The sequence below is a fragment of the Streptomyces sp. NPDC087845 genome, assembly GCF_044742755.1.
GTDB lineage: Bacteria > Actinomycetota > Actinomycetes > Streptomycetales > Streptomycetaceae > Streptomyces.
The window spans coordinates 395,010-415,956 of sequence record NZ_JBIUVC010000009.1; the positions used below are offsets into that span (position 1 = coordinate 395,010).

Genomic DNA, 20,947 nt, shown 5'->3' on the forward strand with positions numbered 1-20,947 from the left:
CGGGACAGCCCTCAGGCGAGATGGCAGGCGACCTCGTGGGCCGGGTCTGTCGCGTCCGGCGGGAATCGCAGGTGTGGATCGGCCGTCGTGCACTGCGCTTCGGCGATGGGGCAGCGGGTGCGGAACCGGCAGCCGGACGGCACGTTGGCCGGGTCGGGGGCCTCGCCGGTCAGAATCTGTGGCGCCCCGGCCTTGCGGGGGTCCCGGTCGGGAACCACCGACAGCAGGGCCCGGGTGTAAGGGTGGCGCGGGGCGCGGACCACCGTCTGCGCCGGCCCCTGCTCGACGATGCGGCCCAGGTACATGACCGCGATGCGGTCCGCGAAGTGGGCTGCGGTGGAGAGGTCGTGAGTGATCATCAGGATTCCCATCCCGGGGTCGCGGCGCAGCGCGTCGAGGAGGGAGAGCACTCCGGCACGGACCGAGACGTCGAGCATGGACACTGGTTCGTCGGCGAGCAGCAGGTCAGGGCCGAGGACCAGTGCCGCGGCGATCGCTACCCGCTGACGCTGCCCGCCGGACAGCTCGTGCGGGTAGCGGTCGAGGAAGGCCCCCGCCGGCGCGAGGCCCGCCCGTTCCAGGGCCTCGGCGGCAAGCCTGGCCCGGCCGCTCCGCGAACCGCCGATACCGTGGATGAGCATCGGTTCCACCAGCGTCTGACTGACCCGGAACCGTGGATCCAGTGATTCGTAGGGATCCTGGTAGATCATCTGCATCCGTCTGCGCAGGGGGCGCAGCCTCCGTTCGGACAGGCCGACGGTCTCGGCTCCGTCCAGCTGGATCGAGCCGGAGGACGGCGTGACCATGCCGCTGATCGTCTGGACAGTCGTGGTCTTCCCGCAGCCGGACTCGCCGACCAGGGCGACCATCTCGCCGCGGGCCAGGCTGAGGCTGACTCCGTCGACTGCATGCACCCAGCGCCTTGTTTGGCGTGCCAGTACTTGGGTCAGTCCACGACGCACCGGGTAGCGTGCCGCCAGTCCCTCCACTTCCAGCAGTGATTCCGCCGCCGGTGCCGCCGCGTGTGGCGTGCTCATTTCGCCCCCTGGAGTTCGTTGCGGTGACAAGCGGCACGGTGGTCCGGGCCGGTGATGCTCAGCGTTGGGTGCTCGCCGTCGCACCGCTCCATCGGCACGTCGCACCGTGGCCGGAACGGGCAGCCGGCGATGACGGAGTCCAGCCGGGGTGGCCCCCCGGGGATCGTGGTGATCCGCTCCTCCCCGCAGAGGTCGGGTGTGGCGGCGAACAGCAGCCGGGTGTAGGGATGGCGGGCAGCATGGTAGAGATCGGCGACCGGCCCGTCCTCCACGATCTCGCCGCCGTACATGACGGCGGCCCGCTCACAGGTCTGGGCGACCACCGGCAGATCGTGCGTCACCAGAATCAGCGCGAGGCCCAGCTCGTCGGAGAGACGGGTCAGCAGTTCCAGGACCTGCGCCTGGACCATCACGTCCAGCGCCGTGGTCGGCTCGTCGGCGAGCAGGATCTTCGGCTCACAGGCGAGGGCCATCGCGATCGCCGCACGTTGGCGCATGCCGCCGGAGAACTCGTGCGGATAGCGTTTCCCGGCCGCGGCGGGGATTCCGACCAGCTCCAGTAGTTCACCGGCGCGGCTGCGGGCCTCTGCCCGGTCCGCGACGCCGTGGTAGACGATCGGTTCGGCGATTTGCCAGGCGACGGTCTTCATCGGGTTGAAGGCGTTCATCGCGCCCTGGAACACCATGGCGATGTCCCGCCAGCGGAACGGGCGGACCGATTCCTCGCCGCCGCTCAGAATGTCGGTGCCGTTGATACGGACCTCGCCCGCCACCGAGGCGGTCGGCGGCAACAGCCCCATCAGCGCCAGGATCGTCGTGGTCTTGCCGCAACCGGACTCACCCACGAGGCCGAACCGTTGCCCCGCGTCCAGGTCGAAGCTCACCCCGTTGACCGCGTGCACCCGGCCGCCGTGCGTCTGGTCGAACCAGACATGCAGGTCCCTGCACTCCAGAAGGCTCATATCGCGTCCTCGCCTCTTCCGATCAGCGGGCGCAGCCGCCAGCGGCGTACTGAGAGATGGGCAACCTTCAACCGGGGGTTGAGGGTGTCTTCGATGGCCTGGCCGAGCAGGAAGCAGCCGACGATCACCGCGGCGATCGCGAATCCGTCCGGGACGATCGCCCACCAGGCGCCGGAGCTGATCGCGGTGCGCTGGAACGCGTTGTTCAGGATGGTCCCCCAGGTCGTCACGCCGGGGTCCTCCAGGCCCAGGAACGCCAGTGCTGTCTCCAGGTAGATCGCCACGGCCACGGTCAGCACGGTGTTGGCGACCAGGAGCGGTCCGACCTGCGGCAGGATGTGCCGTCCGATGATGCGAGCGTTGCCGGCGCCCAGTCCGCGGGTGCGTTTGATGTAGACACGCTCGCGAATCGACATGACCTGGGCTCGGATGATCCGGGCCGTGGAGGTCCACTCAAGGATGCCGATCACCATGATCACGTGGAGCAGACTCGCCCCCCACACTTCGGCGATCACCATGGCGAGCACCAGGTCGGGAATGACCAGCAGGTAGTCCGTGATCCGCATCAGCGAGGTATCGACCCAGCCGCCGAAGTACCCGGACAGGATCCCGAATCCGCCACCGATCACCATGGAGATCAGGGTGGCGGCGAAGCCGACCAGCAGCGAGACACGCCCGCCCTGTATGAGTTCCGACAACATGTCGATGCCACCGTCGTCACAACCGAGCCAGTGCTGCGCCGACGGCGGGGCGTAGACCGCGCAGGTCTGTGCTGTCGCGCTGTACGGCGCTATGCAGGGCCCGATCACGGACAGAACGACGAAGAACACGATGACGGCGAGGCCCGCGACCGCGGCCTTGTGCTCACGCAACGCGGTGCGAAGGAAACCGCTCCGGTGTGGACCGACGACCTCCGCGCCGGGTGACGCTTTGCTGGTCTGCACACTCATCGCTGGATCCTCGGGTCGAGTCGGGCGTAGACCAGGTCGGCGAGGAGGTTCAGCAGGATCACCGAGACGGTCAGGATCAGGAATCCGCCTTGCAGCATGGGGTAGTCCCGCTGGCTGAGTGCGGTGTACATGGCCAGGCCGATACCGGGCCAGCTGAAGAGCACCTCGATCAGCACGGCGCCGCCGACGATGTATCCGAGGTCCAGAGCGATCAGCGTGACCATCGGGAGCATCGCGTTGCGCACCGCATGCCTCCAGACGATGCGCCGGGCCGGCAGGCCCTTGGCCCGCGCGGTCAGGACGTAGTCCTCTCCGAGGATCTCCAGCATCGACGAGCGCACGACCAGCGTGTAACCGCCGTAGGCGGTCAGCATCAGTGTGACGACCGGCAGGATCGCGTGTGCACCGATGTCACCCAGGTGTTGCCAGAACGGCGCGGGCTCGAAGAGGAACTCGTTCATCATTCCGCCCGACGGGAGGACCCCGGCGAACAGGATCAGGAGCACCAGACCGAGCCACTGGCTGGGCAGCGCGTACGCGAAGATCGCCAGGTTCGTGCTCAGGTGATCGGCCACTGAGGCGCGCCGCCAGGCAGAAATGACTCCCGAGAGGACGCCCGCGACGATCGCGGCGACGGTACCGGCCAGCACCATCGGCACCGTGTTCCTCAGGTCCGCGATCAGCAACTCGCGCACCGGCTGCCGATGGGCGAACGAAATACCCATGTCCCCGTGGCAGAGGTTGCGCAAATAGATCAGGTACTGCTCCCATTTCGATTTGTCCAGCCCGAACTCCGCGGTCAGCGCGTGCTTGAGCTGGGGGCTGGCGTGCGGCACCCGGGCCATGTTCGTCACCGCGTCACCCGGCAGCACGCGGAAGAGGAAGAAGTTGGTCGTAACCGCTACAAAGATCGTGGTCAGCGCGAACGCCGCTCGCTTCAACAGATGTTCCGCGCGGTTCACGAGCCTCCCCCTTCAGCCGGGGAGTGGGCGAGTTCAGCCGGGGAGTGGGCGAGCCGACTCCGCGTTGCGTGACTCATCGCTCACCCGACCCGGTGGACGGTCTGGAACGGGATCTTCGAGGTTGCCGAGAACGAACTGCCCTCGATCACCGGCAGGTCGGTCCAGGAGGAGGAGTGCGCCTCGATCGAATCCGGATAGTCCAGCACCAGGTACAAATGCTCCCGGGCGGCGGTCTGTTGCATCTGATGGACGATCCGCTGCCGGACCGCCGGGTTCATCGCCGTGGCCTGCTTCGCGTACAGGCCGTCCCAGGACTTGGTGCAGTACCCGGTGTCGTTGAGGCTGTACCGGGACCGGCAGGTCAGATAGGAGAGCATCCCGTCCGGGTCGGTCGTGAGCGAGAAGCCCCACATCGCGGCCTCGAAACTCTGGTACTTCTTGGCGAAGAGAGCCTCGTTGGCAGCCGAGGCGTCCATGTGCTTCGGGACGAGCTGGACGCCGATCTTCTTGAAGCCGGCCTGAATGATCTGGAACGAGCGGGCCCCGTACCCGTTGGTGATGCTGGCGGGCATGATCACGGTGTACGACATCGGGTGGCCGTTCGCGATCCGGATCTTGTTGGGCCCCATGCGGTAACCGGCTTCGTCCAGGAAACGGTTCGCCGCGGCCGGGTCGTACGGGGTCGGCTTGATCGTCGGGTCACTCCAGTGCCCGGTCGACGGCGGGATGATCGACGCCCCGGGCCGGCCGAAGCCGAGCAGTGCCGTCCTGACGATCGCGTTCCTGTCGATCGCTCGGTCGAATGCCTCCCTGACCAGCGGGTTGACCAGCTCACGATGGTCGGCCGCCTGCTTCGGGTTCGCGTTGACGATGAGGTCGTCGAACGCCGCTCCGGCGGCTGACGCCACGACGAGGCCCGCCGCTTTCAGCGGGGCCACCGAAGTAGGCGCCACCGACTGCACCCCGTCGAGCCGGCCGCTTTTCAGTGCGGTGATCATCGCGTCGTCGGTGTCGAAGAATTGCAGGCCGAGTCCGTCGATGTGCGGCGCGGGGCCGTAGTACCGCGGGTTGCGCTTCAGCAGTGCGATGCGGCCCTGGGCGTACTTGACCAGGGTGAACGGGCCGCCGGAAACGACCGGTGCCGGATTGGTGAACGTGAGCAGGCCCTTGCCGTTGCCGACCGCGTATCGCGCCCATATGTGCTCGGGCAGGATTTGTATGCCCGACATCTGGGCGAGGACGTTGGCGACCGGCCGGGAGTACTTCAGCACCAGGGTGTTGGGATCGGGCGCGGTGGCGCTCTCCATATAGGCGACGTAGCCGGCCAGGCTGCCCGTGGGCCCTTCCTGGTGCTTGATGACCGTTTCGAAGGTCCAGGCCGCGTCCGCGGCTGTCAGTGGTTCGCCGTCGGACCATTTCGCGCCGGGCTTGGTGTGGAACGTCCAGGTCTTTCCGTCCGGCGACATCTGCCAGTTGCCGGCGAAGTCCGGCACGGTCTTCAGCGTGGGGTCGACCTGGACCAGGGACGGATAGATGTTCTCGAAGACCGAGTACGACGACGAGTTCACGGCCACGAACGGGTTCATCGAGTCGATCGGCTCGGTGCCGCCGAGCCGGAAGACGTTCCGGGTGGCGGCGCTGTCGCAGGCGGAACTGAAGCAGAGAGCCACCACGACGGCGACGGCAACGCCACTTCGCCGCAAGCGGCTCGGTCCACGTGACCGGGCAGGGCAAGGAGCGAGGGTGCGTCTGAGTCTCATGGCAACATCACCTCGGGTACGGGTGGGAGTGGAGATCCTGTGGCCCTGCGGGGAGGGGGAACGCGACCGCTGCGGTGATCGGTGCTCGGCGATCCGGTGACGTCGGAGGGGTCGTCCGGTTCCGTCCTCAGGGGGTGAACGACCGGTAGAGAGCGCACCCGGAGTGTGTGGCGCGGGTCGCGGTGCCGTCGATCACGGTGTCGAACCGCAGACGCTCTGGTGACCGTTCGTCCGCGCCGATCCGGAAGCTGCCGTCCGGCAGTTGGGTGAGCACCTGCTCGTCACCGTCGCCCAGCCAGGCCCACAGCCTGCCGTCGCGCGCGACGACGCGCAGGCCGGGCAGCCAGGGGTTGTGACAGCGGTAGTGGCCGACGAACGGCGCCCACGCCGGAGGCGGGGGGTCGGCGCGGGGAGGCTCCTCGTCGTGCGGCAGAACGGTGAGTTCGGGGACCGGCGCTCCCAAAGCTTCGGCGCGTGCGGCGGCGAGAGCGTGCAGGGCTGCTTCCTGCCAGGGCCCGGGCCCGTTGGCAAGGACGACGGCTCCGATCCCCGAGTCGAGGTCGCAGGCAACTGCCGAGTAGTAGCCGATCATGCCGCCGGAATGCCAGACATGATGGCGCCCGTCGATCTCGCCCGTCCTGATGCCCAGGCCGTAGGAGGAGCCGGAGTGGTCGTCGTCGAGGGCGATTGCGGGGAAGAACATCTCCTCTCGGCCGTGGTCCGACAGCAGGCGGCCGGTGCCCGTCCCGAGCAGCAGTCTCAGCCAAGCCGTCATGTCCAGCGCGGTGGCGGCGATGCTGCCGTCCGCGGTGGCGGTTTCGAGCCAGGTCGCGGGTATCAGACCCTCGGTTGCGATCGGGGCACTGCCGCCGGAGCGCGGTTCGTACCCCACCGCCAGCCGGGGCCGCACCCCGTCGGTGATCGCGGGTACCGCGGACGTCATGCCCAGCGGAGCCAGCAGGAGCTCTCGCAGAGTCTGGTGGTAGGGCCGCTCGTGGACGGCTTCCAGGACAAGGCCCAGCGCCTTGTAGCCGACGTTGGAGTAGTGGAACCAGGTCCCCGGTGGAGACGTCGCCTCAGTTTCGCGCAGCGACCAGACCTCGAACGCCGCTTCCCCCGAGAAGTCCGAGCCCTCGATGATCCCCGCGGTGTGCGTCATCAGGTGCCGTACGGTGATGGGGGCGAAGCGCGAGCGCACCCGGAACCACGGCAGGTACCGGGCCACCGGCTGATCGAGGTCGATCAGCCCCGCGTCCTGGGCTTGCAGCAGCAGCGCGCAGGTGAATCCTTTCGAGACCGAGCCGATCTCGAAGAGCGTGTCGGCGGTGACCGGCCGCCCGGCGGCGACGTCGGCGAGCCCGTGCACGCTCGACGCCATGACGCCGGTGCGGTCGGTCACGGCCATCGACAGCCCGGCGGCAAACGGCGCTTCGCGCAATGCACGCTCGGCGGTCTCGACGGCCTTGAGGGACGATGGTGCCGGTGGATGGGACATGGAGTTCATGGCGAGATCATCCTGTCCAGGGAGTACGGATCGGGTCCGATGGCCTTGCGGCTGTGTGTTGCCGTGTATGTGGTGCTGATGTCCGGAAGCAGCACCGGCCGCGGGGCGCGGCGGGTGCAGTCGCTGCCACGGGGAAAGTCTGGACCGGTGGGCACGCGTCTTCGTTGGACGCGATTTCAGAAGTTCCTTCGAAGCCTTGTGGAATCGGCCAACGGCAGTGGCGCTGTCCGTGTCGGATGGAGGTGCTCGCCGACGGCGGTGTGGGCAGCAGGTAGCCGGATCCCCCAGCGGCCCGGCCCGGCAACTTTCGGGGCCGGACGCAGTTGGCCAAGTAGGGCCCCGTCAGGTCTGGACGCGCCTCCGAGGATCCTGTTGCACAGCAGGTTCAGCCGAGCACGTCGTACCTGATGGCCTTCCGGGCGGTGAACAGCGTCATCGCCTTCTCAGCTGCGGCGCGTGTGGGGCCTGTCCGGCGGATGTTGTCCAGAGGCGCCTTGAGTTGTGGGGTCAGTGACCGTTCCTGAGGGCTCCGCGCCTTGGGCCGCTGCCCGCCGGGTGCGGTGCGCGCGGGCCCGTCCGCGGCCGGCGCACGACAGCGCTCGCGAGCGCGGCAGCCGGCCACTCGGCCCACGTGCCGGGCCCAACCACAGTTGACGCCCGCGTCCACCCGGGAATCCGTGGCCATGGTGCGTGCTGTGGCTGCTCCGCCGATGGAGTGCCCGGCCATACCGATCTTGCGGGAGTCGATCGTCTCCGCGTGCTTCCAGGCGGGCCGGGGCCCGGTGAGCCGGTCCAGGACGAACGACACGTCCTTGGCCCGTCCCTCGACGACCGCCTCGGAGACTTCCTCGACCTGCCACGCCCGCGCAGCGGGCAGACCGTCCGACCAGTGGCACATGGCGCCTGACGACTCATCAGAACAAGCGTCAAATGAGCGTCAGGATGCCTCGGAGAGCGTCATTTCAGCGTCAGGATATCGCCCGTAACGCCCACACCGCCCATCACGCACACCACCCGGCCCTGCAGGTCGGACGGCCTTCGCGACGGGCTCCAGGATCGGTGGGGGATCAGGCCGAGCAATTGCTTCAGCAGCGTACGAATGTCAGCCGACCTGCGCGACGAACGCCTCGTACGCCCGGTCGTCGAAGAGGACGAACCTGACTTCCTCGACGGCTGTGTGAGCCGCCCGCACCGCCTCCACGGCGATACGCGCGGCATCCTCAAGCGGCCAACCGTACGCGCCAGCCGAAATGGCGGGGAAGGCGACGGTCTTCGCGCCGAGCTCGTCGGCGACGCGCAGGCACTCGCGGTAGCAGGACGCCAGCAGGGACGGCTCACTGCCGGAAACCCGATACACCGGACCGACGGTGTGGACCACCCATCGGGCGTCGAGCTTTCCGGCGGTCGTGGCGACGGCCTGGCCCGTGCGCAGGCCCTTTCCGTAGTGCGACGCGCGCAACTCCCGGCAGGCGGCGAGGATCTCCGGGCCGCCCCGCCGGTGGATCGCTCCGTCGACCCCGCCGCCGCCGAGCAGGGAGGAGTTCGCCGCGTTGACGATGACATCGGCGGTCTGCTGGGTGATGTCACCGCGTACCAGGGTGACGGTGACGGCCTCAGGTGTGCGCATGCGGCCCATGATGCCGTGTACCCGCCGTCCGGGCTTCCACGGCGCCCGGAAATCGCCGCGGAAGTCCGGGCGGCCCCGGCCCCTCACCTCGGACGGGGCCGTGCCGCTCAGACCGCCCGCAGCCGCCGCCAGACCGCCTTCGCCGCGTGGTGGCCGGACATGCCGTGCACGCCGGGACCGGGCGGAGTGGCCGAGGAGCACAGGAAGACCGCCGGATGCGCCGTCGCGTACGGCACCCGCGCGAGCTTGGGCCGGATCACCGTCTGGAGGCCGGAGAACGCGCCGCACGCGATGTCACCGCCGACGTAATTGGCGTTGCGTGCCGCGAGTTGGGGCGGCCCGGCGACCGCGCGGGCGAGCACCAGGTCGCGGAAACCCGGGGCGAAGCGCTCCAACTGCCGTTCGATGACGTCGGTGGCGTCGCCCTCCCAGCCCGCCGGGACGTGTCCGTACGCCCAGAAGACATGCCGGCCCTCGGGCGCGCGGGACGGATCGACCAGACTGGGCTGCGCGGTGATCAGGAACGGCACGCTCGGGTCGCGGCCCGCCACCGCGGCGCTCAGCGCGGCGTCGATCTCGCCGGCCGTGGGGCCGATGTGGACCGTTCCGGCCCGGCGGGCCTCCTGCGCGGTCCAGGGGACGGGACCCGAGAGCGCGTAATCGATCTTGAAGCAGGACGCTCCGTACCGGTAGTCGCGGTACGCGTGCCCCAGCCCCGCGATGCGGGCGAGGGCGGTGGGCGAGGTGTCGAAGACGTAGGCGCGGGCGGGCGGGAGCTCGTCGAGGCGCTTGACCTCCGTACCGGTACGGATCGTGCCGCCCTGTTCGCGTGTGTACGAGGCGAGGGCGTCGGAGATGGCCTGCGACCCGCCGCGCGGCACCGGCCAGCCCCTCTCGTGCGCGGCGAGGGCGAAGAGCAGGGCGATGCCGCCGGTGGCCACGCCGCTGACGGGGGCTATGGCATGGGCGCCGAGCCCGGCCATGAGACCGCGTGCCTTCGCGCCGCGGAACCTGCGGGAGAGCAGTGTCACGGGCTGCAGCGCGTCGAGACCGAAACGCACCCAGCGGTACGGGTCGCGGGGCAGCCCGTCCCACGGGGTGCGGAGAAAGTCCTCGGCGAGGGTGTCCCAGTGGCCGATGAACGGGGCGACGAGCCTGCGGTACGCCCCCGCGTCCGCGGCACCCAGCGACATGGCACTCTCCCCCACCGAACCGGTGAGCACGGCGGCCGACCCGTCCGGGAAGGGGTGGGCGAGCGCCAGCTCGGGCTGGAGCCATTCCAGGCCGTGCCGGGCGAGCGGCATCCCGGCGAACGCGGGCGATCCGATGCCCAGTGGATGGACGGCGGAGCAGGGGTCGTGACGGAAGCCGGGGAGGGTGAGCTCCTCGGTACGGGCACCGCCTCCGACGGTTTCGGCCGCCTCGAAGACCTCCACGGCGAAGCCGCGGCGGGCCAGCTCGGCCGCGGCGGTCAGTCCGTTGGGCCCCGACCCCACGATGACAGCATCAAGCATCGACGGCACCTTCGGACTCCTTCGTCAGCCGACGGCCAGGACACCCAGGATATTCCGAGGCGCCGACGGAACGGTCCCGGGTAGGGTCACCGCTCGATGAATACACCGGATTCCCCGGCCGCGCCCGTGACGGGCCCCGCCTCCGACGTTCCCGCCCGTATCGCCGACATGGCCTCCCGGCTCACCGCGCTGCCCGGCATCCGTGCCGTCGTCCTGGGCGGCAGCCGGGCCCGTGGCACCCATCGCCCGGACTCCGACTGGGATCTGGGCGTGTACTACCGCGGCGCTCCCGATGTGGCCGCACTGACCGCGCTGGCGTCCGAGGTGCAGGGCTCCCCGGCCGAGGTCGCTGGTCCCGGCGGCTGGGGACCGTGGGTCAACGGCGGGGCCTGGCTGCGGGTGGACGGCGTCCCGGTGGACTGGATCCTGCGCGATCTGGACCGGGTGGAGGCGGTCTGGGCGGACTGCCGCGAAGGACGCTTCGACGTGGGCGTACAGCCGGGGCATCCGCTCGGGTTCTGGTCCCCCGCGTATCCCGGAGAGGTCGCGCTCGGCCGGGTACTCGCCGATCCCCGGGGCGAATTGACGGAACTTCAGCGGGAGACCCGGAACTATCCCGAGCCGCTGCGCACCGCGCTCGTCGAAGCCGCGTGGGAGGCCGGCTTCTCGGTGGATGCCGCCCGCAAGTCGGCACCCACCGGTGACACGCTCCACGTAGCCCTGTGCCTGTCACGGGCGTTCGGCATCCTCACCCAGTCCCTCCACGCCCACCACCGCGCCTGGTGTCTGAACGAGAAGGGTGCGTCGGCCGCGGCGGCCGCCCTGCCGGAGACCCCGGTGGACTTCGCCCGACGGATCGACGAGGCGCTGCGGGGGCTGGACGCGGCGGCGGTGGAGCGGGCCGCGGAGCTGGTGCGGGACGTACGGTCGGTGCTCGCAGCGGGCGCCGGGGAGAGCGGGGTCCGGCCGTGATCGCCGAACTGCAGTGCGTGGTGCTCGACTGCTCCGATCCCGTACGCCTCGCGGAGTTCTACCAGTGTCTGCTCGGCGGCGAGGTCAACCGGCCGGACGGGCGGTGGGCGCTCGGCGACGGCTGGGCGACGCTCCACACAGCGGGCGGGCCGGTCCTCGCCTTCCAGCGGGTGGCGGACCACCGGCCGCCCCGGTGGCCGGACCCGGCGCGCCCCCAGCAGTTCCATCTGGACCTCGGCGTCCCGGACCTGGACGCGGCGCAGGCCCGGGCCGTTGCCGCGGGCGCGAGGGTGCTCGACGACGGCGCCGGGACAGGGCGTTCGTGGCGGATCTGCGCGGACCCGGCAGGGCACCCGTTCTGCCTGGTCAGGCATGGCAACGGCGAGGCTGCGGGCGCTCAGGCCCCGGCGCCCAGCGCCTGACGGATGCGTGCGGCGGTCGCCTCGTCGCGGGCCGCCGTGAACGGCAGGGCGTTGCCGCCGGTGATACGGAAGGGGGCGCCGGAGAGCGTGGCCTGCGCACCGCCCGCCTCGGTGACCAGGAGCAGCCCCGCCGCGTGGTCCCAGGCGTACTCCCAGTTGAAGGCGACCGCGTCCTGGTCGCCGCGCGCGACGGCCAGGTATTCGAGGCCCGCCGAACCGCAGGGCCGCGCGTCGATGCCTTCGGTGCGCAGGCCGATCAGGGCGCGCTTCTGGTCGTCGGTGGTGTAGTCGGGGTGCGACATCGCCACCCGCAGCACGGCGCCGGGCGCGGGCGAGCCGGACCGTATCGCCTTGCCGTCGAGCGTGGCGCCGCGGCCGCGGACCGCGATGGCCATCTCGTCCAGGGCGGCCGCGTACGTCCACGAGGCGAGGAGTTCACCGCGGTGGGCGAGGGCGACCAGGGTGCAGAAGCCCGGTTCGCCGCGGACGAACTGGCGGGTGCCGTCGACCGGGTCGACGATCCACACCGGCGCGTCGCCGCCCAGGGCGTCGTACACCTTCGGATCGGCGTGGACCGCCTCCTCACCGACGACCACCGAACCGGGCAGCAGCCGGGTCAGGGACGCGGTGAGATGTTCCTCGGCGAGGCGGTCGGCGGTGGTGACGAGGTCGTGCGGGCCGTTCTTCTCGACGATCTCGTGTGCGGCGAGCTGCCGGTAGCGCGGCATGATCTCGGCGGCGGCCGCTGCGCGGACCGCTGCCTCGATCTCGGTCAGGTCCCCGGCGAGGAAGTCATCGATCATGCCCCCCAGCTAAGCACGGCCACCCGGGCGCCCGACGACCTGGTCGTGACGGGTAGGTGGCCGGTCAGCGTCCGACGGCGTACCCCTGCATGCCGCGCGGGTTCGCGGCCGCGGAGAGCACCCCGGTCTCCGGGTCGCGGGCGACGGCGCACATCCGGCCCTCGGACCACGGGGCGCCGACGGTGACGTCGTGGCCGCGGCGGCGCAGCTCCTCGACGACCTCCGGGTCCATGCCCTCCTCGACGGTGACGCTGCCGGGGTGCATCCCGCGCGGGAAGAAGGAGCCGGGGAAGCTGTCGTTGTGCCAGTTCGGGGCGTCGATGGCGCCCTGGAGGTCGAGGCCGCCGCGGACCTGGGCGCGCAGGGCGACCGCCAGGAAGAAGTGGACCTGCCACTGGTCCTGCTGGTCGCCGCCGGGCGTGCCGAACGCCATGACCGGGACTCCGGCGCGCAGGGCGACGGACGGGGTGAGGGTGGTGCGGGGGCGGCGGCCGGGGGTGAGGGAGTTCGGCAGGCCCTCGTCGAGCCAGGCCATCTGGAGCCGGGTACCGAGCGGGAAGCCGAGCTCGGGCACGACCGGGTTGGACTGCAGCCAGCCGCCGCTGGGCGTGGCGGAGACCATGTTGCCCCAGCGGTCGACGACGTCGACGTGGCAGGTGTCGCCGCGGGTCGCCCCGTCCTTCGCCGCGGTCGGCTCGGCGGCATCGGCGCGGTTCTTCGCCACGGTCGGCTCGCCGACGCCCGCCGTCGGGATGCCCAGGGCGTCGAAGCCCGCCGCCCCGCAGGCGACGGCGTGCGCGTGCTCGCTGAGGACGGGTGTGCGGCCGTCCGGGCTGCCGGGGCGCAGCTCGTGCGAGGCCTCGTCGGTGATGAGGGCGCGGCGCTCGGCGTTGTACGGCTCCGAGAGCAGGGTGGATCGAGGCGCTGGACGGCAAGGGATGCGTTCATGCCCCTACTGGCGGAGTCCCGGAGGAACAACCCATCCGGCCCTCAGTGCTTTGCTCCGCGATGGGTACCGGTGAAGCATGACCGGCACCTTCACCACCCGCACCATCAACATTGCAACCGGCGCCACTGAGACCATGCACGACCTGACCAACGCATGCTCCGCGTTCCTACGGGAGGTCGCTCATGGGCGAAACGGACTGCTGAACGTTTTCACCCCCCACGCGACATCCGGCCTGGCGATCATCGAGACCGGCGCGGGCAGTGACGATGACCTGTTGGCAGCCCTCCGCGAAATTCTTCCCGCGGACGACCGTTGGCGAGCCCGCCACGGTCGTCCAGACCACGGCAGTGACCACGTGCTCCCGGCACTGGTACCACCACACGCCACGCTGCCCGTAGTCAATGGTGAGCTGGAGCTGGGGGCGTCGCAGTCCGTTGTACTGGTGAACTCCAGCCGGGAGAGCCCCGAACGCCAAGTCCGGCTGTCCTTCCTCGGCTGACCACGCCACCCACGCGGTCCTGCGGCAGGCGGCGAGGGCGAACCGGCCAGCAATGCGGCCGGTTCGCGGAGGCCGATCAGGCAGGGGGCTGCGGCGCGGTCATCTTGCGGAGCAGCAGCACCCTTGTCCCGCCCGGGTCGTGCAAAGGCTGCGCTGCACCACGAACCACCATCCCAGCCACCACCACGACGATCAGCAGCACTGTCTCGTAATTTTGGATCTTGCATGGGTCAGCTCTAAGCTGCACGCGATCTTGCGCAGGTCGGAGTGACCTTGCATCGAGAAGCAGGGCTGGCTGGTCGTGGCGCGTGCGTTGGGTGTGCTGCCGGGCGGGGTGACAGGGCCGCCGGTGGAGGGGTTCGAGGCCGAATGCATCGACCCGGGCTGGTCGGAGTTCCGGCGTCCGCTGGCGACGCTCTCTGGACCGTCCTGATCGGACGGGTCACTGCTGCGTAGCTGCTGGACTTGGATCGAGCTCCGCCAGCTCTTCGGCCGTCGGCCGCTGGAAGTATCGGGTCGCGTCATCGAGACGGCCCTGGGTGATATGGAACGTTCCTCGCGGCAAGTCCCCGTTGCGTTCAGACAGCCGGCGCCGCAGTTCGTCCGATGGTGGATCGAGCACGCACAGCACGACCTGGGCCCCCAGAGCCTGAGCCTCGGTCCGGTAGTGATCACGTTCCTCCCGGGACCACAGCCCCCAGTCGAGCACCACGTTGCCGCCTGTCTCAAGAACACGTACGGCGGCACTCCACCGCACCCGCTCAACCGGATCACGCATGGCATCAAGCTCGTCACCGGAGAGGTTCGGATGAAGCTCATGCAGCCACTCGTCGGCCGTCAGCCGAAGGGCCGACCACTCCCGCTCCAAACGCCTGGCCAACGTCGTCCTGCCGGAGCCGGGCAACCCGCAGGTGAGGAACAGAATCGACACAGTCGCCACCCCAGCCAGCGCTGCCGTCATCAGCGAGCGGGATTCAACCGCTTCGTCATCGCGACGCGACCGTCTCCAGCCCGCCGAAAGTGCAAAGTCAGCCTGCACCGCTTCGACGGACAACGGCCAGAGCAACCTTTCACGCCGCAGGCCACACTCCCACCGCTATGCAGGGTTCTACCGCACCGGACAGGGGGTGTTGCGCTCGTCAGACCTTGCGTATGGGGCTGCTCAGTGCAGATGAGCAGCGGTGGCGCGTCCGGTGCGGGTCCCTGCCGGTGGGGTCGAGGGCTGTGATCGCCATACGGAAGTGCTTGGCCCGTTCAGACGCGCTGCGGTGTGCCGCGTGATGTGACCGGGCGGCCGGAGAACAATGAGCCTCATGTCTCATATCCCGCCGGACGGTGGCAGTCTTTCTCCGCTTGGCCGGGAGACGGCTGCGGAGCGGGCTGACCGCAACCTGGTCGAGCTCCTCCAGGAACTGAGGGTCGTACAGACCGGTGTGCAGATCGTCTTCGCTTTTCTCCTCGGCGTGGCCTTCACCAGCCAATTTCCGCACCTCGATACCTTCGAGCGCACCACGTATGTGGTGACGTTGCTGCTCACAGTGGTCTCCTCGGCAGTGCTCGCGACTCCGGTCGCACTGCACCGTGGCCTGTTCCACCGGGGTGTCAAGGTCCGGATTGTCGCTCTGTCCGCGCGGCTCGCCGAAATCGGTCTGGTCTTCCTCGCCCTCGCGCTCAACGGCGCTGTTCTCCTGCTCATGGACGTCGTCCTCGGCCGGACCGCCGCTGTCACGGTCACGGCCGCCACACTCGTCATGTTCACCGGCCTGTGGTTCATCCTCCCGAGGGCACTACGCCGCCCAACTCCATGACCCGCTCGCCAGGATCCCGCCGACGTGGTGTCGGCGGACCGCCGAAAATGCAGGGTCACGTTGAACAGGTGCGCGCTCGTCTACGCAGAGAGACCTTGCACCTCACTGGTCACGCCCACCGAGCAGTGCAGACTCCAACAGGAGCAGACAAGCACCATGCAGCAGCCGCAGGCCCTGGCCGACGGCCGCTCTCACAGCTGTCCCACCTCACAGAGCAGCGCGCCTACCTGGGGAAATGGGCTGTGAGACTCACAGATTTCAAAGCGCGCGGGGGCGGCCGGCGCACACCTACGATTCCTGTCTCACTGGACACGACCGCGCATCTGACCTGCCGCACTGGCGCGCGAAGCGATCTCAGCCGCGACGGTCAGGGGGACGGGAGCATGCTTCTCAGGAGTGGGGTGTCATTCCTTGCGGGTCGCTCTGCGGGGCGTACGTCTTCATTGACTTGTCTGTCATGAGTGCTGAGATCCGGAGCCATTCCTGGTGTTCCACTTCGGCGGTGCGGAGCCATTCCTCGGCTCGGTAGCTGTCCAGTGCCTGCCCGGCGATGTCGCGCTGGTATTCCTGTGCGTCCTCAGCGGCGCGAGCGACGTCCTGGACCGTCATCCCGGTGGCCTGTGCCTGTACCCGGGCGCGGTAGAACCGGGCGGTGCTGGGGGCGAGGGGGACGGGTTCTTCGAGGGGATGCAGCCAGACGGCGGGCAGGACGGTGTAGGTGATGGCGGCGGGGAGGGTGACCTCGTTGCCGTCGGTGTCGGTGACGAAGCCGTCGATCTCGTACTCGGGGCCGGCGGGGAGGTCCAGAAGCACGGTCTGGTCGGCGGTGAGGCGCAGGGTGACCCGGTTGGTGGTGGTGGCCTCGTAGCCGTCGACGGTGGCGCCCTCGGGGTCGATACCGGTGACGGTGAGGTCGAAGCGGTCGCCGCGGCGCAGGTTCAGTCGCATGTCGGCGGCGAAGCCGGCATGGGTGCGGGGGATACGGTGGCGGAGGGTCGGCGGCAGTCGCTGGGGGACCTTGACCTGGTAGGTCTCGCCGATCTGGATGTCCTGGACGCGCATGACAGCCTCCTGCCCCCTCTCCAGCCTCCCCCGGGCCATCCCGAACCGCCAAGGCCGGGGCGGGGAAGCGCCGCGTGGCGGCCCGGTAGAGCCCGCGGCCGGAACGTAGGAGAGTACAGCCGCGAGCTCCGTCCCACGCCCTCACAGCCTTGCTGCGCAATGTGTCTACCTGCGCAAATGCGGTGTGAGGCTCACAATCTCCGCGTCTTCTGGGGGTTCCAGGGGCTCCTTTCGCGGGTCTCCTCCGACATCGAAGGTGGACTGTCTGCCATCGAAGTCGGACTGATCAGACAAGTGCCGGTCTAGGGGACCACGGGCCGGGCCGCATCGATGGAACGGCGCCGGTCCGGAGCCCGGCGGGTGGTGCGCTGCGGGCGCCAGGTCGCCACCAGTGCGAGGGCCAGAAGCAGCTCGGCGATGTCGCCGCCGTAGTACATGATTTCCGCGCCGCGCTGGACCTGGTCGACGGGTGCGTGGATGTTGATGCCGAACCCGCCGTACATCAGCTGTGAGACGACCGCGTGCGCGGCGATGGCCACCCCCAGAACCACCAGCCGCACCGGCACACCGGGCCGGGCGGGGGCCGGGTCGGGACCGGCGATGACGTAGGCGAACAGGCATCCGGCGAGCAGGAAGTGCGCATGCAGCGGCCCGTGCGGTCCGGTGTCCGCCGACATCGCGTTGTACAGCGGCGTGAAGTACAGCAGGGCCAGTGTGCCCACGCTCAGCACCAGCGCGGTGACCGGATGGGCCAGCGCATGGGCCGGCCTGCTCTGCACCAGGCCGGTCAGCCGTCGGCCCTGGTGAGACGGCAGGTTCCGCAGCACCAGCGTGACCGGGGCTCCCAGCACCAGCCCCAGCGGTGCGTACATGCCCATCAACAGGTGCTGGAGCATGTGGCCGCGGAAATCGCCGTGTGCCCACTGCGCGACAGGGGGCAGCAGAGCGGCCGCCAGCAGGCCACACCCGGCCAGGAACCACCCGGTACGCCAGCAGCTCCACCCGGCCTGTCTGTTGCGCCGCCGCGCGCGGGTCGCCAGCAGCAGATAGGCGCTGGCCGGCAGCACGACGAACACCGCGGGTACCAGCACCTCCAGTGGCAGGCCGCCCGGCTCCTGGTGGTGCGCGGGATGGCCGGTCATGCGTGCCGCGTTCCTCGCACCGGTCCGACACCTTCCGGATCGAAAGGCGCCGCGCGACGCTGGATCATCCATCCGACCACGACCAGGATCGCGCCCAGCAGCAGGAACCCGAGGTCCCACCAGATCTGCTGGTCTCCGGCGTAGACGTGGTGGATGCCCAGGATGTGGTGGTCGAGGACGCCCTCGACCAGGTTGAACAGGCCCCAGCCAGCCAGGATCCAGCCCCACAGCGCCGCCGATGTCCACACCTGGCGACGGTGATGCGTCACCCGCGCGTACAAGATCGCCAGGCCCGCGAGGACCGCCACCCAGCAGATCGCGTGGAAGATTCCGTCCCACACGGTGTTCATCTCCAGCCCGGACACGGTGTTCGCCGGGTAGTACTTCACACCGATCCGGTCATGGTTGGTGCTGGTCAGCATGTGGTGCCACTGCAGCAGCTGGTGCAGCAGAATGCCGTCGACAAAGCCGCCCAGGCCCACTCCGAGGATGATGCCTGGCAGCTGCAGACTCCGGGGCCGCTCGCCCGCCACCGCTCCCTGACTCTCAGCGCTGACACTGCTCGACATCGCGTTTGCCTCCGCTGGACTGGTGCTCGATACCCGGGCGGTTACCCAGGCGTCAGCCTTTCCACCAGAGCAGCCGTACCTCGCCCGCGCACCCTGAGAAGCGCCATACGGTGACTCGACAGAGTCAGACAGCAGTCGGCTGGCACACCCCTGTCCGACTTCGATGGCAATCGGTCCACGTTAGCTGTCAAAGGACAGCGGGCGTGGCAGAGCCGGAACGGGGCCGCCGGTGTCCCGTCTCCGTCGATCTGGTGCAGGTCTCAGGTGAGCGGGTCCGATCCTCTCGCCGTCTCAGATGATCTGGCCGGCTGGCGTCCCGTCTCGATGTAGTTCTGTGAGTTTCGTGTGCGATGCGTCAAGTCGGCTTCATCCGGCTACTGGCCGACCTCGATCGATCACGCTCCGCGTGCAAAAGGCTACTCTTCGCGGTGAAGGTTGATCATTCTCAGGGGAACAGGTGGTGCGTGATGTCCCAGGAAATCTTGCCGGGAACGCGGTCTGGAGATGCCGACATCATCTTCTCCGGCGGTTCCATCGTGACGGTTGCCGATGAGAAGTCGGCGGCGCCCGAGGCGGTGGCAGTCAAGGACGGCCGGATCGTCTTCGTCGGCAACCTGTCCCAGGCGCAGGCCGAGTGGCGGGGGCCGGAAACGCGGTTGCACGACCTGCTGCCGGACCAGGCCCTGCTGCCGGGGTTCATCGATGCGCACGGCCACGTGGTCGGCACCGGACTGCAGGCCACGATCGCCAACCTCCTGGCCGCTCCCGACGGCAACGTCACCGACATCGCGTCCCTCCAGGGCAAGCTGCGCGAGTTCGCCGAAAGCGCGGTGGGGAAACGCTCGGATTGGATCGTCGGTTTCGGTTACGACGACTCCATGCTCACCGAGGGCAAGCACCCCACCCGCCACGACCTGGACGTGGTGTCCACCGAGAAGCCTGTCCTGGCGATCCACCAGTCCTTCCATCTGGGAGTGGTCAACAGCCTGGGACTCGAACGGCTCCAGTACACCGCCATGACACCGGACCCGGAGGGCGGGGTGATCCGGCGGAGACTGGAGCGCGGGACCGAATCCGGGCCCGTGTACGGGGAGCCGAACGGGGTGCTGGAGGAGACTGCGTTCAACCCCGCCGCCGACCTGGCCGTCGCCGGAATGGACCCCATCGACAGCGGGCAGTTCCTGCCCGTGGGCCTCCTTTCGGCGGCGAGTTTCGGCTTCACGACCGTGCAGGAGGGGGCAGCGAGCCTGGAGGTCCTGGGCCTCCTGCGGCAGGTCGCGGACGCCCACCCAGCCGGCCTGCCCACCGATGTGGTCGTCTACGTAAAGGCTGACCAGGCCATGAAATCCCCTGACACGGTCCAGGCGAGCCGGGAGTACACCAAGGGCCTGCGCGCGGCCGGGGTGAAGTTGGTCCTGGATGGCTCGCCACAGGGGCGCACCGCCTGGCTCACCGAGCCCTACCTCACCCCGCCCGACGGTCAGGACGAGGACTACCGCGGCTATGCGACCCTGCCGGACAAGGACGTCCTGGCCCAGGTCCGGGCGGGTTTTGCCAACAACTGGCACGTCATCGCGCACGTGAACGGCGACGCCGCCATCGACCAACTCCTCCAGTGCGTGCGCGCGGCCACCAAGGAAGCCGGGCAGGACCGGCGTACGACGGCCATCCACTGCCAGACCGCCCGCGAGGACCAGGTCGAGGCGTTTCGGGAACTCGGCATCATCCCGTCGTTCTTCTCCATGCACACCTACTACTGGGGCGACTGGTACCGCAAGACCGTGCTCGGCCCCGAACGGGCTGTCAACATCTCGCCGGCCCGGTGGGCGGTGGACCGCGGCATGGCCTACACCTCACACCACGACGCCCCCGTCGCCCTGCCCAACTCGATCGCCATCCTGTCCAGCCAGGTCACCCGTGTCACCCGCACCTCAGGAAGCGTCCTGGGCCCGGACCAGTGCGTGTCGGTCCTGGACGCGGTGAAGTCCATCACCATCAACGCCGCCCGCCAGTACTTCGAAGAGGACACCAAGGGCAGCATCGAGGTTGGCAAGCTCGCCGACTTTGTGATCCTCAGCCACAACCCGCTCACGATCCCCGAGCAAAAGATCAAGGACATCACCGTCGTGGAGACCATCAAGGAGGGCAGGACGGTCTACCCGCCCTCTTCCGCACGCCCAGAGCCCGCCCCCGTCCTGCATAAGGGAATGTCCGCAGCCTTTGCCCACCACTGCTGACGCCCCGGAAGGGGCACCCAGTTGAGGGGCTGAGCACCAGCAGACCAGATCGACTGAGACGACGTGCAGCATGCACACGCACCGGACCAGATCAGTTGAGATTCCGAGCCGCTGCTTGTCTCGGCCGATCTGGTCGCCGCAGGTCACGAGCACGGCTTCTGGCCGGAT

At 69.2% G+C, this 20,947-nt stretch carries 18 protein-coding genes and 2 pseudogenes; 5 read left to right on the forward strand and 15 right to left on the reverse strand.

From position 1 onward, the window contains the following. Positions 1-11 precede the first annotated feature (11 nt). The 9 genes and pseudogenes from ACIOMQ_RS24555 to ACIOMQ_RS24595 all read right to left on the reverse strand — a co-directional run bounded on the left by ACIOMQ_RS24555 (position 12) and on the right by ACIOMQ_RS24595 (position 10,325). A complete protein-coding gene (locus tag ACIOMQ_RS24555) occupies positions 12-1,037 on the reverse strand; it encodes an ABC transporter ATP-binding protein (RefSeq protein WP_402190315.1) in 1,026 nt (341 codons plus the stop codon). Beyond that, positions 1,034-1,999, reverse strand: a complete 966-nt coding sequence (locus tag ACIOMQ_RS24560) for an ABC transporter ATP-binding protein (RefSeq protein ID WP_362197013.1) — start codon at positions 1,997-1,999, stop codon at positions 1,034-1,036. Before ACIOMQ_RS24560 ends, ACIOMQ_RS24555 begins: the two co-directional genes overlap by 4 nt. After that, positions 1,996-2,949: an ABC transporter permease gene (locus tag ACIOMQ_RS24565; RefSeq protein WP_402190317.1), complete on the reverse strand. Its 954-nt coding sequence runs from the start codon at positions 2,947-2,949 to the stop codon at positions 1,996-1,998. The genes ACIOMQ_RS24560 and ACIOMQ_RS24565 overlap by 4 nt, the downstream gene beginning before the upstream one ends. Beyond that, positions 2,946-3,911, reverse strand: coding sequence for an ABC transporter permease (locus ACIOMQ_RS24570; protein WP_401265986.1), 966 nt, complete (start codon positions 3,909-3,911; stop codon positions 2,946-2,948). The genes ACIOMQ_RS24565 and ACIOMQ_RS24570 overlap by 4 nt, the downstream gene beginning before the upstream one ends. A gap of 80 nt (positions 3,912-3,991) precedes the next feature. Next, positions 3,992-5,584 (reverse strand): ABC transporter substrate-binding protein, encoded by a 1,593-nt coding sequence (locus ACIOMQ_RS24575; RefSeq protein WP_401265988.1) that lies wholly within the window; start codon positions 5,582-5,584, stop codon positions 3,992-3,994. A gap of 214 nt (positions 5,585-5,798) precedes the next feature. After that, positions 5,799-7,175, reverse strand: a complete 1,377-nt coding sequence (locus ACIOMQ_RS24580) for a serine hydrolase domain-containing protein (protein ID WP_402190320.1) — start codon at positions 7,173-7,175, stop codon at positions 5,799-5,801. Positions 7,176-7,824: 649 nt separating this feature from the next. Continuing rightward, positions 7,825-8,013 (reverse strand): annotated as a pseudogene (locus ACIOMQ_RS24585) (alpha/beta hydrolase); the annotation flags it as partial. Positions 8,014-8,277: 264 nt separating this feature from the next. Further along, on the reverse strand, positions 8,278-8,802 hold the full coding sequence (locus ACIOMQ_RS24590; protein WP_362197028.1) for an O-acetyl-ADP-ribose deacetylase: 525 nt from the start codon (positions 8,800-8,802) through the stop codon (positions 8,278-8,280). A 107-nt stretch (positions 8,803-8,909) separates the two neighbouring features. Beyond that, positions 8,910-10,325: a phytoene desaturase family protein gene (locus ACIOMQ_RS24595; RefSeq protein WP_402190324.1), complete on the reverse strand. Its 1,416-nt coding sequence runs from the start codon at positions 10,323-10,325 to the stop codon at positions 8,910-8,912. A 159-nt stretch (positions 10,326-10,484) separates the two neighbouring features. On the opposite strand from ACIOMQ_RS24595, the gene ACIOMQ_RS24600 reads away from it, so the two are divergent. Together ACIOMQ_RS24600 and ACIOMQ_RS24605 are read left to right on the forward strand one after the other, a co-directional pair. Further along, the gene (locus tag ACIOMQ_RS24600) at positions 10,485-11,288 is read left to right on the forward strand and encodes a nucleotidyltransferase domain-containing protein (protein WP_362197140.1); all 804 of its coding nucleotides are present in this window, start codon (positions 10,485-10,487) and stop codon (positions 11,286-11,288) included. Continuing rightward, positions 11,285-11,710 (forward strand): VOC family protein, encoded by a 426-nt coding sequence (locus tag ACIOMQ_RS24605; protein WP_362197034.1) that lies wholly within the window; start codon positions 11,285-11,287, stop codon positions 11,708-11,710. Before ACIOMQ_RS24600 ends, ACIOMQ_RS24605 begins: the two co-directional genes overlap by 4 nt. Here the strand turns inward: ACIOMQ_RS24605 and ACIOMQ_RS24610 are convergent. Both ACIOMQ_RS24610 and ACIOMQ_RS24615 read right to left on the reverse strand, forming a co-directional pair. Beyond that, the gene (locus ACIOMQ_RS24610; RefSeq protein ID WP_401265994.1) at positions 11,686-12,513 is read right to left on the reverse strand and encodes an inositol monophosphatase family protein; all 828 of its coding nucleotides are present in this window, start codon (positions 12,511-12,513) and stop codon (positions 11,686-11,688) included. The genes ACIOMQ_RS24605 and ACIOMQ_RS24610 overlap by 25 nt on opposite strands. 64 nt (positions 12,514-12,577) lie before the next feature. Then, a pseudogene (locus ACIOMQ_RS24615) lies at positions 12,578-13,435 on the reverse strand (gamma-glutamyltransferase); the annotation flags it as partial. A 103-nt stretch (positions 13,436-13,538) separates the two neighbouring features. On the opposite strand from ACIOMQ_RS24615, the gene ACIOMQ_RS24620 reads away from it, so the two are divergent. Continuing rightward, positions 13,539-13,961 (forward strand): YjbQ family protein, encoded by a 423-nt coding sequence (locus ACIOMQ_RS24620; protein WP_362197043.1) that lies wholly within the window; start codon positions 13,539-13,541, stop codon positions 13,959-13,961. 442 nt (positions 13,962-14,403) lie between these two features. Here ACIOMQ_RS24620 and ACIOMQ_RS24625 read toward each other — a convergent pair whose 3' ends face one another. Further along, on the reverse strand, positions 14,404-15,015 hold the full coding sequence (locus ACIOMQ_RS24625) for an AAA family ATPase (protein ID WP_402190328.1): 612 nt from the start codon (positions 15,013-15,015) through the stop codon (positions 14,404-14,406). Between the two features lie 259 nt (positions 15,016-15,274). Here ACIOMQ_RS24625 and ACIOMQ_RS24630 point away from each other — a divergent pair, with 259 nt between their 5' ends. After that, a complete protein-coding gene (locus tag ACIOMQ_RS24630; protein WP_362197046.1) occupies positions 15,275-15,769 on the forward strand; it encodes a DUF6328 family protein in 495 nt (164 codons plus the stop codon). 390 nt (positions 15,770-16,159) lie between these two features. On the opposite strand, the gene ACIOMQ_RS24635 is transcribed toward ACIOMQ_RS24630, so the two are convergent. The 3 genes from ACIOMQ_RS24635 to ACIOMQ_RS24645 form a co-directional block, all read right to left on the reverse strand. Next, positions 16,160-16,831 carry a hypothetical protein gene (locus tag ACIOMQ_RS24635; RefSeq protein ID WP_401266000.1) on the reverse strand — a complete coding sequence of 224 codons (672 nt, stop codon included), beginning with the start codon at positions 16,829-16,831 and terminating at the stop codon, positions 16,160-16,162. 302 nt (positions 16,832-17,133) lie between these two features. After that, positions 17,134-17,973 carry a cytochrome c oxidase assembly protein gene (locus tag ACIOMQ_RS24640; protein ID WP_402190331.1) on the reverse strand — a complete coding sequence of 280 codons (840 nt, stop codon included), beginning with the start codon at positions 17,971-17,973 and terminating at the stop codon, positions 17,134-17,136. Continuing rightward, positions 17,970-18,542, reverse strand: coding sequence for a DUF2243 domain-containing protein (locus ACIOMQ_RS24645; protein ID WP_362197055.1), 573 nt, complete (start codon positions 18,540-18,542; stop codon positions 17,970-17,972). Before ACIOMQ_RS24645 ends, ACIOMQ_RS24640 begins: the two co-directional genes overlap by 4 nt. A 467-nt stretch (positions 18,543-19,009) precedes the next feature. On the opposite strand from ACIOMQ_RS24645, the gene ACIOMQ_RS24650 reads away from it, so the two are divergent. Continuing rightward, a complete protein-coding gene (locus tag ACIOMQ_RS24650; RefSeq protein WP_401989293.1) occupies positions 19,010-20,779 on the forward strand; it encodes an amidohydrolase in 1,770 nt (589 codons plus the stop codon). The last annotated feature ends 168 nt before the right edge of the window (positions 20,780-20,947 follow it).

Excerpts from the sequence above, each read along its gene's own strand:
- ACIOMQ_RS24555 (WP_402190315.1), bottom strand. The coding sequence starts at position 1,037 with ATGAGCACGCCACACGCGGCGGCACCGGCGGCGGAATCACTGCTGGAA.
- ACIOMQ_RS24560 (WP_362197013.1), bottom strand. The coding sequence starts at position 1,999 with ATGAGCCTTCTGGAGTGCAGGGACCTGCATGTCTGGTTCGACCAGACG.
- ACIOMQ_RS24565 (WP_402190317.1), bottom strand. The coding sequence starts at position 2,949 with ATGAGTGTGCAGACCAGCAAAGCGTCACCCGGCGCGGAGGTCGTCGGT.
- ACIOMQ_RS24580 (WP_402190320.1), bottom strand. The coding sequence starts at position 7,175 with ATGAACTCCATGTCCCATCCACCGGCACCATCGTCCCTCAAGGCCGTC.
- ACIOMQ_RS24590 (WP_362197028.1), bottom strand. The coding sequence starts at position 8,802 with ATGCGCACACCTGAGGCCGTCACCGTCACCCTGGTACGCGGTGACATC.
- ACIOMQ_RS24600 (WP_362197140.1), top strand. The coding sequence starts at position 10,485 with ATGGCCTCCCGGCTCACCGCGCTGCCCGGCATCCGTGCCGTCGTCCTG.
- ACIOMQ_RS24610 (WP_401265994.1), bottom strand. The coding sequence starts at position 12,513 with ATGATCGATGACTTCCTCGCCGGGGACCTGACCGAGATCGAGGCAGCG.
- ACIOMQ_RS24620 (WP_362197043.1), top strand. The coding sequence starts at position 13,539 with ATGACCGGCACCTTCACCACCCGCACCATCAACATTGCAACCGGCGCC.
- ACIOMQ_RS24630 (WP_362197046.1), top strand. The coding sequence starts at position 15,275 with ATGTCTCATATCCCGCCGGACGGTGGCAGTCTTTCTCCGCTTGGCCGG.
- ACIOMQ_RS24635 (WP_401266000.1), bottom strand. The coding sequence starts at position 16,831 with ATGCGCGTCCAGGACATCCAGATCGGCGAGACCTACCAGGTCAAGGTC.
- ACIOMQ_RS24640 (WP_402190331.1), bottom strand. The coding sequence starts at position 17,973 with ATGACCGGCCATCCCGCGCACCACCAGGAGCCGGGCGGCCTGCCACTG.
- ACIOMQ_RS24645 (WP_362197055.1), bottom strand. The coding sequence starts at position 18,542 with ATGTCGAGCAGTGTCAGCGCTGAGAGTCAGGGAGCGGTGGCGGGCGAG.
- ACIOMQ_RS24650 (WP_401989293.1), top strand. The coding sequence starts at position 19,010 with ATGTCCCAGGAAATCTTGCCGGGAACGCGGTCTGGAGATGCCGACATC.